This window comes from Synechococcus sp. BIOS-E4-1, assembly GCF_014279995.1.
Lineage (GTDB): Bacteria > Cyanobacteriota > Cyanobacteriia > PCC-6307 > Cyanobiaceae > Synechococcus_C.
The window spans coordinates 2,083,232-2,097,298 of sequence record NZ_CP047935.1 but is presented as its reverse complement, the minus strand read 5'-3'; the positions used below and the strand labels follow the sequence as shown (position 1 = coordinate 2,097,298).

15 protein-coding genes and 1 pseudogene are annotated in these 14,067 nt (G+C 55.6%); 5 read left to right on the top strand and 11 right to left on the bottom strand.

Translation table 11 applies throughout. From position 1 onward, the window contains the following. Nucleotides 1-57: 57 nt before the first annotated feature. Nucleotides 58-888, bottom strand: a pseudogene (locus SynBIOSE41_RS11370) (transposase). Nucleotides 889-950: 62 nt separating this feature from the next. On the opposite strand from SynBIOSE41_RS11370, the gene SynBIOSE41_RS11365 reads away from it, so the two are divergent. Next, nucleotides 951-1,232: a PqqD family protein gene (locus SynBIOSE41_RS11365; RefSeq protein WP_186537989.1), complete on the top strand. Its 282-nt coding sequence runs from the start codon at nucleotides 951-953 to the stop codon at nucleotides 1,230-1,232. Here the strand turns inward: SynBIOSE41_RS11365 and SynBIOSE41_RS11360 are convergent. The 4 genes from SynBIOSE41_RS11360 to SynBIOSE41_RS11345 form a co-directional block, all read right to left on the bottom strand. Beyond that, nucleotides 1,229-1,789 carry a hypothetical protein gene (locus tag SynBIOSE41_RS11360; RefSeq protein WP_255475732.1) on the bottom strand — a complete coding sequence of 187 codons (561 nt, stop codon included), beginning with the start codon at nucleotides 1,787-1,789 and terminating at the stop codon, nucleotides 1,229-1,231. The genes SynBIOSE41_RS11365 and SynBIOSE41_RS11360 overlap by 4 nt on opposite strands. Then, nucleotides 1,782-2,663, bottom strand: a complete 882-nt coding sequence (locus SynBIOSE41_RS11355; RefSeq protein ID WP_186537987.1) for a sulfotransferase domain-containing protein — start codon at nucleotides 2,661-2,663, stop codon at nucleotides 1,782-1,784. Before SynBIOSE41_RS11355 ends, SynBIOSE41_RS11360 begins: the two co-directional genes overlap by 8 nt. Then, nucleotides 2,656-3,657, bottom strand: coding sequence for a hypothetical protein (locus SynBIOSE41_RS11350; RefSeq protein ID WP_255475731.1), 1,002 nt, complete (start codon nucleotides 3,655-3,657; stop codon nucleotides 2,656-2,658). The genes SynBIOSE41_RS11355 and SynBIOSE41_RS11350 overlap by 8 nt, the downstream gene beginning before the upstream one ends. A gap of 120 nt (nucleotides 3,658-3,777) precedes the next feature. Next, complete coding sequence (locus SynBIOSE41_RS11345; protein WP_186537985.1) at nucleotides 3,778-4,773, bottom strand: ribose-phosphate pyrophosphokinase; 996 nt, start codon at nucleotides 4,771-4,773, stop codon at nucleotides 3,778-3,780. Nucleotides 4,774-4,869: 96 nt separating this feature from the next. Here SynBIOSE41_RS11345 and SynBIOSE41_RS11340 point away from each other — a divergent pair, with 96 nt between their 5' ends. After that, nucleotides 4,870-5,400: a hypothetical protein gene (locus SynBIOSE41_RS11340; protein ID WP_186537984.1), complete on the top strand. Its 531-nt coding sequence runs from the start codon at nucleotides 4,870-4,872 to the stop codon at nucleotides 5,398-5,400. Here the strand turns inward: SynBIOSE41_RS11340 and SynBIOSE41_RS11335 are convergent. Continuing rightward, nucleotides 5,339-6,334 (bottom strand): LCP family protein, encoded by a 996-nt coding sequence (locus SynBIOSE41_RS11335; RefSeq protein WP_186537983.1) that lies wholly within the window; start codon nucleotides 6,332-6,334, stop codon nucleotides 5,339-5,341. The genes SynBIOSE41_RS11340 and SynBIOSE41_RS11335 overlap by 62 nt on opposite strands. Nucleotides 6,335-6,405: 71 nt before the next feature. On the opposite strand from SynBIOSE41_RS11335, the gene SynBIOSE41_RS11330 reads away from it, so the two are divergent. After that, nucleotides 6,406-7,440: an NAD(P)-dependent oxidoreductase gene (locus SynBIOSE41_RS11330; RefSeq protein WP_370594123.1), complete on the top strand. Its 1,035-nt coding sequence runs from the start codon at nucleotides 6,406-6,408 to the stop codon at nucleotides 7,438-7,440. A 33-nt stretch (nucleotides 7,441-7,473) separates the two neighbouring features. After that, entirely contained in the window at nucleotides 7,474-8,988 is a 1,515-nt protein-coding gene (malQ, locus tag SynBIOSE41_RS11325) for a 4-alpha-glucanotransferase (RefSeq protein ID WP_186537982.1), read from the top strand. On the opposite strand, the gene SynBIOSE41_RS11320 is transcribed toward malQ, so the two are convergent. From SynBIOSE41_RS11320 to SynBIOSE41_RS11305, 4 genes are all read right to left on the bottom strand, one after another. Beyond that, entirely contained in the window at nucleotides 8,952-9,815 is an 864-nt protein-coding gene (locus SynBIOSE41_RS11320; protein ID WP_186537981.1) for a RodZ family helix-turn-helix domain-containing protein, read from the bottom strand. The genes malQ and SynBIOSE41_RS11320 overlap by 37 nt on opposite strands. Before the next feature lie 7 nt (nucleotides 9,816-9,822). Then, the gene (locus tag SynBIOSE41_RS11315; protein ID WP_186537980.1) at nucleotides 9,823-10,551 is read right to left on the bottom strand and encodes a pseudouridine synthase; all 729 of its coding nucleotides are present in this window, start codon (nucleotides 10,549-10,551) and stop codon (nucleotides 9,823-9,825) included. 16 nt (nucleotides 10,552-10,567) lie between these two features. Further along, the gene (locus SynBIOSE41_RS11310) at nucleotides 10,568-11,641 is read right to left on the bottom strand and encodes a cell wall metabolism sensor histidine kinase WalK (protein ID WP_255476051.1); all 1,074 of its coding nucleotides are present in this window, start codon (nucleotides 11,639-11,641) and stop codon (nucleotides 10,568-10,570) included. 83 nt (nucleotides 11,642-11,724) lie between these two features. After that, complete coding sequence (locus tag SynBIOSE41_RS11305; RefSeq protein ID WP_186537978.1) at nucleotides 11,725-12,495, bottom strand: response regulator transcription factor; 771 nt, start codon at nucleotides 12,493-12,495, stop codon at nucleotides 11,725-11,727. A gap of 90 nt (nucleotides 12,496-12,585) precedes the next feature. Here SynBIOSE41_RS11305 and SynBIOSE41_RS11300 point away from each other — a divergent pair, with 90 nt between their 5' ends. After that, on the top strand, nucleotides 12,586-13,551 hold the full coding sequence (locus SynBIOSE41_RS11300; protein WP_186537977.1) for an RpoD/SigA family RNA polymerase sigma factor: 966 nt from the start codon (nucleotides 12,586-12,588) through the stop codon (nucleotides 13,549-13,551). Nucleotides 13,552-13,575: 24 nt separating this feature from the next. Here the strand turns inward: SynBIOSE41_RS11300 and SynBIOSE41_RS11295 are convergent, their stop codons facing one another. After that, nucleotides 13,576-14,055, bottom strand: a complete 480-nt coding sequence (locus SynBIOSE41_RS11295) for a hypothetical protein (protein ID WP_066912312.1) — start codon at nucleotides 14,053-14,055, stop codon at nucleotides 13,576-13,578. Between the last annotated feature and the right edge of the window lie 12 nt (nucleotides 14,056-14,067).

Sequence of the window (14,067 nt, the reverse complement as noted above, 5' to 3'; positions counted from 1 at the left end):
AAATTGCATTAAAGTCTGCTCACGTAAAAATCCCTTCGCCTTTGGTCTCGCCAGTGGCTAGTTGTTGCTCTGTAGTTGCATCGTTAATTGAGAAAGTAATCTATTGAACAACAGTTTTGTGTCAACACCGCGGATGCCATTCGCTCTTCTAAATCTCACCGAAACTTGCTGCCACTCTTTTGTAATTTGATTGAGTCTGATAATAAAGGCAAGTGGTGATTTCAATTGTCCTTGTGATACTCGGTCCTTTTTGCTTGGTCTGCCTCTGCCTTTTTCAATCAGTCGTTTCAGTATTCCTGAGCCCCAATGGAACCCAGAGCCGCCTTTGCTTTTGTGGCGGTAGTACTGGCAAAACCACTCATATCTCCTGGAAAAGCCTTTCAGGCTTGATGCCAATTGCCAAAAAACTGGGGTGCCACTCACTGATGCCATCACACTACCTGCCGTAGTGCTCGTAACTTGAATAGGGGTAATAAAATTCTTTTCGCACCCCAGCTTCTTCCGGGTTGGCGTGGAGATGCCGCAAGGTATTCAGCACTCGCCTGTGATCTTTTGGAGCAATCGCAGTGGCGTAATATCTGGCTTCCCAAAAATGCCCACAGCGACCAGAAAGGCGGTTTAGTGCCATCGCTGAAGTCCACGCAACCCAATGCATCAATTTCGGCAGCTCTTTTGCATCATCAGGACGCACTTGCAAGTGCAGATGGTTAGCCGTCAGGCACACCGCATACAAGCGATGAGGCAGCTTCTGCGTGGCTTTGGTGAGTACAGCTAGAAGCGCATCAGGCCTCAAACCTTTGGCGATTAAGAATTGCCGATGCGACTATTGCATCTGAGCGTAATGTGAAAGGGGTGGCCTGCTGGCAGATAGAGTGGTTGACGTGTCACGTACGGACCAATATTCTATGCCATTATTGACACGATGCTAACGATGAGTTTTTAAAAGTTAGATGGTTAGTAGCACCAAACGTTTTAAGCAGCATCACCATGCTGTTTGTACTGAGCTCGATGGCGAAGTCGCTTTATTTCAAAGTAACACTTGCGACTATCTTGTTCTCAATGAGACAGGCTCAGCTATTTGGAACGCACTGAAAACTCAACCAACACTGCCTGAACTCTGCAAGCATTTACAGGGCGAATATGAAGTCTCCCCGGATGAATGCAAGCTATCTGTTGAGGCTTGGCTAGAAGCTGGCTTGGAGAAAAAGGTGATTGCCGTGGTTGATGACTAAAACGAGAAATGTGTTTTTAGTTTTCTTACCCAAATTTCACCGCCAAGTTGATTCCCTCCAAGCATTTGGAAGCCAAGGCGTGCAAAATAACGCCGCATGGATGCTTTCTGTAAGCCAGGATTAATGTTTTCAGCTAGTAATACTTTTGCTCGATGATCACGCTTCTCTACTTCGCGATCAAACCCCCGAAGGAATGTCTTAAAGAGCTGATTCGCTAAACGTTGCTGGAAGGTATTTCGGGCTATTGGCGTGATGTACATGCGTTGAAAGTAGGCATGGCTTCCAAGCTCTAGTGAAGTTTCCAGCTCTCGTAATACGACAAAGACAATTCCATTAATTGCTCCTGATTGATCACGTGAGATTGCGGCTGGCTGTCGCGATATGGGCTTTTTGAGCAGATCTATTTGCTCTAAGCTATGGCTGTTTCTTGATACAGTTTTGAACGATCTCAACTCTTCTTGATATGCATTTCTATGCTGGCTCCAGAAAGCTCTCAACTCACGTTTCAGCTGGTCATTCACCTCTCCAAATACAAATTCAATTCGTGGATCAGTCAACTTCTGGCCCTTCATATTCAAAGCGTTTCATGGTGTCAGATAATCCCTTGGCGAGTCGTTTTCTCTGCTCGATTGAAAGCTGCTCTGCTCCTTCTCCTGTACGACCTGAGCGAAAGAAACGCTCACAACCGACAGGCTTTTCTGCAAAGCCATCAACGTCTTCTTCAAGTTTCTTGAGTTTTTCAATAGAAGTGTTTTCTAGTGCTTGATCAATCAGATGATCGTCGTTCGGGAGGCCTAAAAAGGTTGCTAGTTCTGTGAATGTTTCCAATCCTTTCGCTAACATATCCTCATAGCGCATGATCAAGACTGGTAGCTGAGTTTGATCAGCCCATGAGCGGACATGTTGATCCCAGCGGCCCATGTATTGACGCACCTGATGGCCGCCAAAGCGTTCGCCTGGCACCAGCGCTGCATTGGCATCCAGTAGGAAATCAACGCACCGACCCAGCGGCCATGAGAAGAAGTGACTGAGTGATACGGCTACATCCTCTGGGTGGCGCAGTATATAAACAACTCCAGAGCAACCTGTTGTACTCACCACCGGGCGTCCACGAGAATCAGGAGATTGAAATGCATCATGGACTTTATGAAAGCGCTCTCCTTCTGCGAATAGCCATGCACTGGCACCGGCATGTCCACGCAACAGATCAAGTTCACTAAAACTTAGATCACAACTATTGACTCCTAATTGGTCGTCCAGCCAAAGCCTGGATGAGGCAATCGCTCCAGTTTCAATATCCTGATTAAGGTTGAGTTCTTCTCCAGTATTGTCTCCTGCAAGTTTTATCAATTCAGTGATAAAAACCCTGCACCAGGTGTTGCCAGATTTTGGATAAGAAGCCAGATACCAGTAGCTGTGATCTTCATTCATTGCTTGCGTCTTTTTCTATCGCTTCTCTGCTTTGTTGCATCGATTCGGGTTGCATCAGGTCCACCTCCTTGAGGCTTGCGGCCATTGCTTCGATTCCATCTGGAACGGTCAAGGCATGTAACGGCACCGTTCGCGCTAATGCAGCTGCCTGCATAAACAGCTGCGGTTCTGCGGCCATGCCTCGATACATCCTGGCGTGGAAGGCTTGGTTGCGCAGACGCATCAAGGCAGTTGTTTGGTAGAAATTCAGTGAAGCCTTGATAGATAATTTTTCCTTTTCAACGCCTCCCTCAACGTCATCTCCCTTGCGCGAATCCTCTTTTGCGCGATTTAAGCCATAAATCAGCCGCAATGGTGCTGGCTGTGGCGTGCAAGCTAAATCTTCAGCTAACAACGCATATCGCTTAAGTCCCTTTCGTACAGGTGGCAGCAGCGCCCAATTCAATTCCAAAGCCAGAGCAGCGTCATGCCAGAGCTTGAGTTGATGCATCCCTGGCTGAACCAACCCATCAGGGCTCACGGCAACGAGCTCACTGCTGAGTAAGCGCCAACCGTTTTGAAGCAAAGACCAGGCCAGGGTGGACTTACCGGCAGCTGGATGTCCCAACAGCAGGATGGCCTCACCATCACGCTCCAGCGCTGTTCCATGCAAAACCAATGCACCACGCTGGATTGCTAGGGCTCCAAGCCCACTGGTGACAGCAAACGCGCGGATGTCGCGATCGCTGACGCTGTCATCCCAGCGCTGCCATTCCAAACGCTCACCACCAGTGGCACGAAACCAACCAATGCCTTCAAGTTCTAGGCGCCAATCCTGAGGAGCTAACTGCAGGGTTGGAGTGCTGTGAGGGCTCGAGTCAAGTTCGGGCCATTGCTCATGATCTCCCCGTTGGATTTGAACTTGTGAGTCACTTGCTGACTCCGAGGCCGTCAATTCAGGTAAAACCAAATCGCTGCTGAGCTCTGCCCCAAAGGCGCGATAGCGATGGGGCATGTTCAACGAGTCAGTGAGGTTTTCAGCAGTCTCTCGCGGATGAGGCTGAGTTGGTCAGAACTTGATCGAATGTCGATTATTCGAGCTGAAGAGTCGTTGCTCTTCTCTGCTAATCATCATTTAGCGGAACATCGAGCTGACGGAGCTCTCCTCATGAATACGCCAGATCGCTTCGCCCAGCATGTTGGCGACCGAGAGCACCTGCAACTGCGGAAACACACGGTCTGAAGGGATTGGAATCGAGTTGGTCACCACCACCTGTTCAAAAAGGCCCTCTGCAGAGAGACGCTCCGCTGCAGGTGGTGAGAACACGGCATGGCTGGCGCAGGCAAGCACACGACGCGCGCCCTTCTCACGCAGCAGGCGTGCACCGGCGCAGATTGTGCCACCGGTATCGATCATGTCGTCGATGAGAATGGCGGTCTTGTTTTGGACATCGCCAATCACTGTGAGGCTTTCGGCCATGTTGTGACCTGTGCGCCGTTTGTCGATAATCGCCAAAGGCGCATCGTTCATCTGTTTGGCAAAGGCTCTGGCGCGTGCGACACCGCCCACGTCGGGAGACACCACCACCACCTCGCCCAGATCCTGATCGGATAAATAGTCGACAAGAACCGGAGAGCCGTAGATGTGATCGCAGGGAATGTCGAAGTAGCCCTGGATCTGAGCGGAATGGAGATCCATCGCCAGCACTCGGTCAACACCGGAGGTCACCAGCAGGTTGGCGGTCAGTTTTGCGGTGATCGACTCACGGCCAGCCGTTTTGCGGTCAGCTCTTGCATAGCCGTAGTAAGGCACAACAGCGGTGACCTGACGGGCGGATGCGCGACGACAGGCATCGACCATGATCAGCAGCTCCATCAGGTGATCGTTGACGGGAGCACAAGTGGGCTGGATCAGGAAAACGTCGCAGCCACGGATGGATTCCTGAATCTGCACGTAGAGCTCGCCGTCAGCGAAGCGTTTGCAGACTCTTGGACCATCCGGTACACCGAGATAGGCGGCGATCTCACGCGAAAGGGCAGGGTTTGACGTTCCGGTGAAAAGTCGCAGACGCCGCGTGTCGTGCTGAATCTTTTCCTGTTCGGCGCGGGCTGCAGTCAGGAATCCGGTCACGATGCCCGCGAACGAGAAACTGGTGCACCGATCGTAGAGGTGCACGGTCCCATTCACCCTGGGCATTTCCTCCATCGGTCCTCTTAACGTGCCTTGATGTTTCAGAACCTTCTGGTCGTCACCGGTGCCGGTCCTCTGCCTGAATTGCAGATGTCCGCAGCCTGTAGCTCCCTGGCTGCCGAGTTTGGAGCCGTTCTCCTGGAAGAAGGCTGCGGTCTTGCACCGCACCCATTTCTCCGCGAACTGGCTGCAAACATCAGCGATTCCAACACGTTGACCGTGCTCAAGCTGAGCGGTGATGTTGGTGTTGATGAAAGCGGGGAAGGCAGCTGGATGGAAGCTCTCGCGGCCTGGCGAGCTCCTGTTCTGATGCTGGCTCAGCCTCGACCCGATGGTCGCTTCAGTGGGATTGTCCCAGCTTCTGTGGCTTTTGCTCGAGCTCTCAACCTCTCTCTGCTGGGGTTAGTGCAACTGGGCGGTGAGTGGGATGCCTCTGCACGACGCCATGACGGTCTCCCCTGGTGTGGATGTCTGCAGGGCCCTGATGATGACCCAAGAGGGCTGATCAGTTGTCTGCAGCATCGTCAGGGGGTGTTGGCCAGAGGGGGAGTGGCTGGTTCGGCTTGAGTTCCCGCATCACCTGCTGCCCTGTGCGAGGGGCGAGTTCCAGCTGGCTGATCACAGGGGGTTGATCGCTGCTGAGTGCCGCCGCTGTCAGGCTCATCATCTCAATTGGAGTGAGATCTGTTTCCATCTGCGCGCTCACCTCGCCAATCACTGCGGGCAGGAGGGCGATGGCATTCGGTTGATTCAGCTGATCGTGAATTCCCTTCAACAGACTCTGCTGTCGTGTGCGGCGTGCTTGATCATTCTTGGGCTGAGGCCTGTAACGCGCAAGTTGCTCAGCTTGGCGACCGTTGAGCGTTTGCCGCCCCGCCTGCAGGTTCACGCTGTAGTTCTGGGCCTTGTCCTTGTGCTCATAAGACTGATTGAGAGTGACTTCCACTTCACCCAGTCCATCCACAAGGCTGCGAAGTGCCTGTCGCGGCATCACCACAAATCGGTCCGGTTCCCCTTCCTTCAATCCCACCACTTCAGCGATTACATCGGCTGTGAGGGCCACGCCGCCAAGCGGATAGGCATCAGCTAACGACTGAAGCGTTTTTCGCCCGGGCAGATTCACCGCAAGTTCTGTCGGTAGCTGCAGCACTTGGACGGGTTCGCTGGAGCTCACCTGGACGAGCATCAGGCTGTCGGCATTGGCGGGGCCTTTGGGCGCGGCTTTGTTGTTTGGATCATTGATTCCATCTGCGTCAATGCCCACCACCAGCACCATGACCGGACGCTCTGGAAGTGGCGCCAGACTGGCTGGATCATCTGCGGAAGGCGGTTCCGCCGCCATCGGGTCGGGTTTCGGCCAGATCACACCGAGACCTCCAGCGATCAGGCTGGCCCCTGCCACAGCAGTAGCGATTCTCAGAACGGTTCTGAATGGATGGCTTCCGAACCATCGCGTCAATCGGCTTGGTGAAGGATCACCCGTCGGTCCCTCGTCCTTCATTGCGCCGGATCCTCCAGAACTGAGTCGCAGTCTCGCCTGGTTCTAAGCGAATAATGGAAGGTGTCGACCCTATGGCCATGCTTCTGAACGACGACTTCCGCCATCGTCCGCCAGACAAGGTGCGCGTTGTGGTCTTCGGTGCAACCGGGTATATCGGTCGTTTCGTGGTGAAGGAGCTCATCACGCGCGGTTACAACGTCGTGGCTTTCGCCCGTGAGCGCAGTGGTGTGGGCGGCCGCCAGAGTCAGGAGAGTGTGAAAGCGGATTTCCCTGGTGCGGAGGTTCGGTTCGGCGACGTTACCAATTCCGATTCACTGGCTCGCAATGTTTTCGATCAGCCGGTGGATGTGGTGATCAGCTGCCTCGCGTCACGCACCGGCGGACGTAAGGATTCTTGGGCCATCGATTATGAGGCCACCCTCAACACCTATCGGCAGGGAAAGAAGGCAGGGCTCTCGCATTTTGTTCTTTTGTCAGCAATCTGCGTTCAAAAACCTCTGTTGGAATTTCAGAAGGCGAAGCTTGCGCTTGAGGCGGAGCTTCGCGATGGCTCTGATGTGACATATTCCATCGTTCGCCCGACGGCTTTTTTCAAAAGCCTGGGAGCTCAGGTTGAAAGTTGTCGCAAGGGCGCCCCGTACGTGCTGTTCGGAGATGGTGAGCTGGCAAGTTGCAAGCCAATCAGTGAGTCTGATCTGGCGTCCTATCTCAGTGATTGTGTGGTTGATCAAGACAAGGTCAACCAGATTTTGCCGATTGGAGGACCCGGAGAGGCCTTAAGTGCCCGCCAGCAGGGCGAACTGCTGTTCAAGGCTTTAGGGAAAAAACCCTGGATGATTTCCCTGCCGATTGCATTGATGGATCTTCCTGTGGGTTGTCTCGAATTTCTATCCGGGAAGTTTCCCTCACTTGAAGACACGGCTGAATTTGGAAAGATCGGCCGCTACTACGCTGCAGAGTCAATGCTTGTCTGGGACGAACAGCGCCAGCAATACGACAGTGCAGCGACGCCCTCCTATGGCACCGACACTTTGGAGCAGTTTTTTGAACGCGTTGTGCGTGATGGGATGGACGGCCAGGACCTCGGTGATGCTGCTCTGTTCTGACGTCATGTCGTTGACTTTCAAAGCGAGTCGCGCGTGACAACTGCTTCTCTGCCGCGTCGTCGCGTCGGTGTTCTCCTGCATCCGACAGCTCTTCCAGGCTCGCCTGTGTGCGGAGGATTAGGAGCTCCTGCCCGCTTTTGGATCAAGGCCCTTGCCCAGCACGGCATCGGCGTGTGGCAATTGCTGCCACTGTCACCGCCGGATGGAACCGGGTCTCCCTACAGCTCTCCATCCAGTTTTGCCATCAATCCCTGGATGCTGGATGCCAAGGATCTGAGCGATCAGGGATTTCTTCAACCAGGTGATCTGGAGGCTCTTCCCGCTGATGAGGCAGACGGTCTTTCACTGGATTTCTCCCTCGCAGATCGGCGTGCTTCTGCTCTGGCCAGGCAATTGCGCCATTGCTGGGACCAGCTGTCGCACTCCCACCATGCGGCCTTTGATCGATGGCGACGGGATCAATCCCGTTGGCTTCAGGATCACGCTGCATTCCTCGTGCTGCGTGAACAAAACGAGGGACGTCCCTGGTGGGACTGGCCTCAGGAGCTGGCTGTTCACGATCAGAGAGCTTTGGAGGAGTGGCGCCAGGCCAATCAGGATCGTCTTCTGGAGCAGGAGCTACTTCAGTGGCATCTGAGCCTGCAATGGATGCGGCTGCGTGAGCTTGCCCGTGAACTCGATGTGGAGATTCTCGGGGATCTTCCCTTTTATGTGGCCCGAGACAGCGCTGATGTCTGGAGCCATCGCGCATTGTTTTCCATTGCCGCGGATGGAAGGCTGCGAGAACAAAGTGGGGTTCCGCCTGACTATTTCTCCGCGACAGGACAGCTGTGGGGAACGCCGGTTTACAGCTGGCCCCGGCACCGCAGCACAGGATTTCGCTGGTGGAGGGATCGTCTGCGGCGTCAGTGGCAGCTCGCCGACCGACTGAGACTGGATCATTTCCGTGCGTTGGCGTCCTACTGGTCTGTTCCCGGTGGGGAGTCCACGGCCATCAACGGAGCTTGGCGACGATCTCCTGGTCGTGAGTTGCTCAGCTGTCTGCGTCGGGATGCGGGAGGCCGCTTACCGCTGGTGGCCGAGGACCTGGGGGTGATCACTCCTGATGTGGAGCAGCTGCGTGATCATTTTCATCTACCTGGAATGAAGGTGCTGCAGTTCGCTTTTGATGGCAATCCCCGGAACCCTTACCTGCCGTCCAATATCCATGGCACCGGATGGGCGGTCTATTCAGGAACTCACGATAATCCAACAAGCCTGGGTTGGTGGCAACGGCTTGATGGCGACTCCCGTGCTCGCTTTGCCAGTTGCCTTGATGGCCCAGTTGAGGCCCCCGGCTGGCAGCTGCTGGAGCTGGGCATGGCTTCAACGGCTCAGTTGGTGATCGCACCACTGCAGGACCTGCTGCACCTGGATGATGCCGCCCGCTTCAACACCCCCGGAACGGTCGGAGGCAACTGGAGTTGGCGTCTACCAGTGTTTGACGATTCGCTGGATGGAGCACTTCAGGGCTATGGATTGCGTGCTGAAGTCTGGTCAAGGCGATAGATCCCGGGCTGATCGTTCTGCGCCTTTTGGGGGAGCCCGTCCCAGCGAACATCTCCTGCAGCGGGTGCCGGTTGAACGCTGAGCTGAAGAGGTGGCAGCAGCTGAAGGGTGAGGGTGCCGGTTGCTCCTTTGAGAGAACTGCGATCGCCTCCTTCACTGCTGAGCGTCAGGGTGCTCGGTTGCTTCAGGGTGACCTCAAGCACCCCCGGCAGCGGTTGGTTGTCCAGAAGCTTTGCAACGGAGTCAGCCGTTTGTTGCGACCTGAGCTCAGCAAGCGGGCGCAGGCCTTGCAGGAGCGCATCGGAGTCCTGCTGAAGATTCAGTGGAACAGGAGTGAAGGACTTGGTGTTATCGATTGCCAGCTGTCGTTGCTGTTGATTCAACGCGAGCAGCGACACGCTGATCACAACGATGTAGACGAGGCTCCCCTGCCAGGTGGTGAAGATGTCGATGCTTCCCAGAGTGAAGCGTGTCCGCCGCAGATCCTGGGGCAGTCGCTGTTGAAAACAGTCTTCAGGCAGTGCTCCGCTCAGGCTGTTGGGCTCGAGCTGGAAGTACTGCTCCAGTCGGTGCAGCATGGCCACCAGGTAAGCCGGTTCCGGTAGGCGGTCTGCCCAGCCCCGTTCCAGAGCTTCCAGAACCGGTGTGGTGATGCGCACCTCCCGAGACAGATCTCTCAGGCTCAGCCCTCGTTGTTCACGGTGCTGTCTCAGACGTTGCCCAGCCTCGATCAGTGGGACTGCTGTGACCGCTTGATCTGTTGCAGTGTCTTCACTCTGACGTCTTCTTCGCCAGCGCCATGGGAAGGAACGTTTGTACAAAGCCATGGCCGATTTATGCCTCACCTGCCTGAGAGCTGATCAGGCTTCGCCATTCTTGCCTGGATAGCTTGCGCCAGCATCCTTCTTCAGTGGATCCAAGCGCCAGACCGCCGATTGCAACCCGCTGTAGGTCCAGAACGGAATGACCGAGCAGCGAGACAATCCTGCGGATCTGTCGGTTGCGTCCTTCTCGCAGAATGACTTCCAGAGTGCTGTATCCACGCTTGCTGTGGAGGAGTTTCACGCTGGCCGGGAGGGTTCGAGAGCCATCCAGTTCCATGCCTTGTCGCCATTGTTCCAGCTTCGACTGATCCGGTGTCCCGGTCACTGTCACCCTGTAGGTCTTGCTATGGGCATAGCGGGGGTGTGTGAGCTTGAGGGTGAGCTCTCCCTGGTTGCTGAGTAACAAAGCTCCACGGCTGTCGGCATCCAGTCGCCCTACCGGATGCAGTCCTCGCCGGAGCTCGGCAGGAATCAGGTCCAGCACGGTCTCGCGACCCTGAGGGTCATGGCAGCTGCTGATTACACCAGGAGGTTTGTTGAGCAGCAGGACCCGCTCTGCAGTCATCTTGGTTAACGGCGTCCCATCCACACAGATCAGATCCGTTTCGGGATCAGCCTGATCACCGAGTTCTGCCATCGTTCCGTTCACTTCGACCCGGCCCTGCCGCAGCAGGTTTTCTGCCTGGCGTCGTGAGCAGTGCCCAGCGGCGGACATCAGTTTCTGAAGTCGCTGGCGCATTCAGCTCGGTTTTGTCTCAGTGGTCACCGCGCGGTAGCAACAGTTCAATCGATGTGCCTCCGTCAGGGTGATTACGGGCCTGAACCCGTCCTCCATGGTTCACCGCAATCTGTTGGACGATGGCCAGTCCCAGGCCGCTGCCGCTTTGGCTGGAACGGGCACGGGAGGGGTCGCCGCGGTAGAAGCGCTGGAACATGTTGGTGAGATCGCTCTCACTCAGCCCAGGGCCATGGTCCCGGATACAGACAAGCCACCATGCACCACTGGGGAGGATCTTCACGTCAACGGCGCTTCCCTGAGGAGAGAAGCGCAAGGCGTTGTCCAGCAAGTTGAGGATGGCACGATGCAAGCGGCGTTGATCTCCCAGAAGTGGTCCTGGCTCTCCGGTGTTGAGGGAGAGTGTGACCTCTCGCTGATCTGCTAGCGGACGGATGCTGTTCCAGGCGGCCTCTATCAGCTCTTCAAGGATGACTGGTGAGTAGCTCCCCTGCTCGTGAGGAAGGATGTTCTCCAGCCTTGAGAGCTCTAGCAAATCCTCCACCATCAGTTGCAGGCGTCTCAGTTCCTTCTGCAGACGCTCCACAAGAATGCCGTCATCAGCGGACACTGCTGTTTCCAGCCGATCGCTCACAAGCATCAGAGCCGTGAGTGGGGTCTTCAGTTCATGGGCAACATCACTTACCCAGCGTTCCTGTTGGGCCTGCTGTGCTTCCAGGGATTGTCTGTTCTGGAGGAGCACCAGCAACCATTCGTCCGAGCCGGGCAGAACGATGGCTTCGAGAGGCACACCTTGCTGTTCCCATTCACAGCGTTGCGGCCGTTGTTGATAGCGGACGCTCACGATTGCCTCTTCAAGCTGAGGCACGGTCACAACATCCTCGAGGGCCTGTCCTCGTACGAGCAGATTGCTGGAGAACTGCAGCAAACGTTCCGCTCTTGAGTTGATGAAACCGATCGTCAGATCCGGTGTGAGCACCAGCCACCCTTGGGTGGCTGCATCGATCCAGGCCAGAAGTTGAGCTGTACTCAGCGAGTGACCGGACAAAACCGGAGAGATCTGAGCTGTATGCCGTCGGGCACCGGTGCGCAGATTGAAGCGGTTGTGCAAAACCCAACCGCTCACAACACCGATCGTGATGCCGAGGATGAGCGAAGCCTCTGAACTCACATCAATCAGCCGAATCGGTATCCGAATCCACGAACGGTTCGGATGTGGTCTGGAGAGGAGGGAGTGGTCTCGATTTTTTCCCGTAGCCAGCGGATATGCACGTCGACGGTTTTGGTGTCTCCGACGAAGTCGATGCCCCAGATCTGTTCCAACAGCTGATCGCGGCTCCAGACACGCTTAGGGTTGCGCATCAGTAATTCCAGAATCTTGTATTCCTTGGGGGCAAGGCTGAGATCCTCGCCATCCCGCGTCACCCTGCATTCCTGGCAGTAAAGACAAAGGTTGCCACGTTCAACGATGTTGTCCCTGCTGGAGGGGTTCGGAATGATTCGCTGCGAGCGTCGCAGCAGTGCCCGGCAGCGGGCCACCAACTCCCGGAGTCCGAACGGTTTGATCAGATAGTCATCAGCACCCACTTCGAGGCCGAGCACTCGATCGGTTTCGCTGTCCCTGGCGCTGATCACAAGGATTGGGGTGGTGTTATTGAGCTTCCTGAGCTCGCGACAGAGATCCAGTCCTCCCAGTCCAGGAAGCATCAGATCAAGCACAAGCGCATCAACAACGTTTGCCTGCGCTTCGGTGAGCATGGCCAAGGCTTCGCTCCCATTACCGCAGGCACTCACCTCAAATCCCTCGGCTCTGAGCGCTTCCTTGACGGTCTCCCTGATCGAGGTGTCGTCCTCCACTACCAGAAGGTGAGCAGCACTGACGTTGTTGGAAGCTTCGGAGCTGCTGGCGGTGGCGAAGGTCACCGGGGACTTTTGGATTGGCCTCATTCTGGCCATAAGTCTTTTCTGTGGGTCATTAGCGGGAAACGCCTGTAAACGATGGTAAATTAAGAAACGAATAGGTTTCGTAATTAGTCGATGTCGCCCTTGTCCCTGTTACCCGATGCGGACCTGGTGCGTTCCTACTTGCGGGACATCGGTCGTGTGCCGCTGCTGAGCCATCAGCAGGAGATCACGCTGGGTCGTCAGGTGCAGGAACTGATGGATCTGGAAGCCCAGGAAGCGGAGCTGAGCGATCAACGCGGCGGAGAGACTGTGCCGGCGGCGGAGCTGGCCGAGGCGGCCGGGCTGAGTGCAGCGCAACTGAAGCGCAAGCTTCAGGCTGGTCGCCGCGCCAAGGAACGGATGGTGGCGGCGAATCTGCGCCTGGTGGTGAGTGTGGCCAAGAAGTACACCAAGCGGAATATGGAACTGCTGGATCTGATCCAGGAGGGAACGATCGGCCTGGTGCGAGGTGTGGAGAAGTTCGACCCGACCCGTGGCTACAAGTTCAGCACCTATGCGTACTGGTGGATCCGTCAGGGGATCACGCGTGCGATTGCGGAGAAGAGCCGGACGATCCGTTTGCCGATCCACATCACGGAGATGCTGAACAAGCTGAAGAAAGGTCAGCGTGAATTGAGTCAGGAGCTTGGCCGGACGCCATCGGTGACGGAACTGGCTGGATTTGTGGAGCTGCCTGAGGAGGAGGTGAAGGATTTGATGTGCCGTGCGCGTCAGCCTGTGAGCCTGGAGATGAAGGTGGGCGATGGCGATGACACCGAACTGCTGGACTTGTTGGCGGGTGATGGCGAACTGCCGAGTGAGCAGGTGGAAGGCGAGTGCCTGAAGGGAGATCTGGGCGATCTGCTGGGCCAGCTGCCGGAACTGCAGGAGCGTGTGTTGCGGATGCGCTACGGGATGGACGGCGAGGATCCGATGAGCCTCACGGCCATTGCTAAATCGCTGAAAATGAGCCGTGATCGCACCCGCAAGCTCGAACGCGAAGGCCTGGAAATGCTGCGTCGGGGTGATGTGCAGTTAGAGGCCTACGTTTTGGCTTGACAGCAGCAAACTGAACGACAGCAATCAGAAGAATTCGTCGAAGTTGTCGAAATCAACCGCCTTGAAGTTTCCAGCCTCCACCTGCGTCATCAATCGCTCAAGCTGAGCCCAGAGTGCGCCACCTGTGAGGATTGAGAGCACAAAGGCACTCAGATAGGCCGCACCTGAAGCAAAGCCGAAAACCTGAAGTGATCCTCCTATAAACAAGGTGACGCCAATCAGTATTCCCGTGTAACTCATCACGGTTTCAGCGTTGCCGAGAGGAAGCAATGGCAACCTGTCTTTCTTCCAGCCATCAAGACGATTCTGAACAAGCCTTGAGAAGGTGAGTCCGCAGGCCAAGCTGATTGCTAAGCCAAGCCCAGCCATGGCATATGGCGGCTGCTGAAGGTTGGCGTAGTCCAGCAGGATGTCATCCATGCTGAGGCCGCCGAATGCTTCAGTCAGCAGGTCGATCTGAGCCTGATCGAGCTCGATTGGAGCAGTGTCGGGCGCGATCGACATAAGTCAGTGAGT

What these genes read in the sequence shown, in the direction of transcription:
- SynBIOSE41_RS11365 (WP_186537989.1), top strand. Translation starts at nt 951, where the DNA reads ATGGTTAGTAGCACCAAACGTTTTAAGCAGCATCACCATGCTGTTTGT.
- SynBIOSE41_RS11355 (WP_186537987.1), bottom strand. Translation starts at nt 2,663, where the DNA reads ATGAATGAAGATCACAGCTACTGGTATCTGGCTTCTTATCCAAAATCT.
- SynBIOSE41_RS11350 (WP_255475731.1), bottom strand. Translation starts at nt 3,657, where the DNA reads ATGCCCCATCGCTATCGCGCCTTTGGGGCAGAGCTCAGCAGCGATTTG.
- SynBIOSE41_RS11340 (WP_186537984.1), top strand. Translation starts at nt 4,870, where the DNA reads ATGTTTCAGAACCTTCTGGTCGTCACCGGTGCCGGTCCTCTGCCTGAA.
- SynBIOSE41_RS11335 (WP_186537983.1), bottom strand. Translation starts at nt 6,334, where the DNA reads ATGAAGGACGAGGGACCGACGGGTGATCCTTCACCAAGCCGATTGACG.
- SynBIOSE41_RS11330 (WP_370594123.1), top strand. Translation starts at nt 6,406, where the DNA reads ATGGCCATGCTTCTGAACGACGACTTCCGCCATCGTCCGCCAGACAAG.
- SynBIOSE41_RS11320 (WP_186537981.1), bottom strand. Translation starts at nt 9,815, where the DNA reads ATGGCTTTGTACAAACGTTCCTTCCCATGGCGCTGGCGAAGAAGACGT.
- SynBIOSE41_RS11315 (WP_186537980.1), bottom strand. Translation starts at nt 10,551, where the DNA reads ATGCGCCAGCGACTTCAGAAACTGATGTCCGCCGCTGGGCACTGCTCA.
- SynBIOSE41_RS11305 (WP_186537978.1), bottom strand. Translation starts at nt 12,495, where the DNA reads ATGAGGCCAATCCAAAAGTCCCCGGTGACCTTCGCCACCGCCAGCAGC.
- SynBIOSE41_RS11300 (WP_186537977.1), top strand. Translation starts at nt 12,586, where the DNA reads ATGTCGCCCTTGTCCCTGTTACCCGATGCGGACCTGGTGCGTTCCTAC.
- SynBIOSE41_RS11295 (WP_066912312.1), bottom strand. Translation starts at nt 14,055, where the DNA reads ATGTCGATCGCGCCCGACACTGCTCCAATCGAGCTCGATCAGGCTCAG.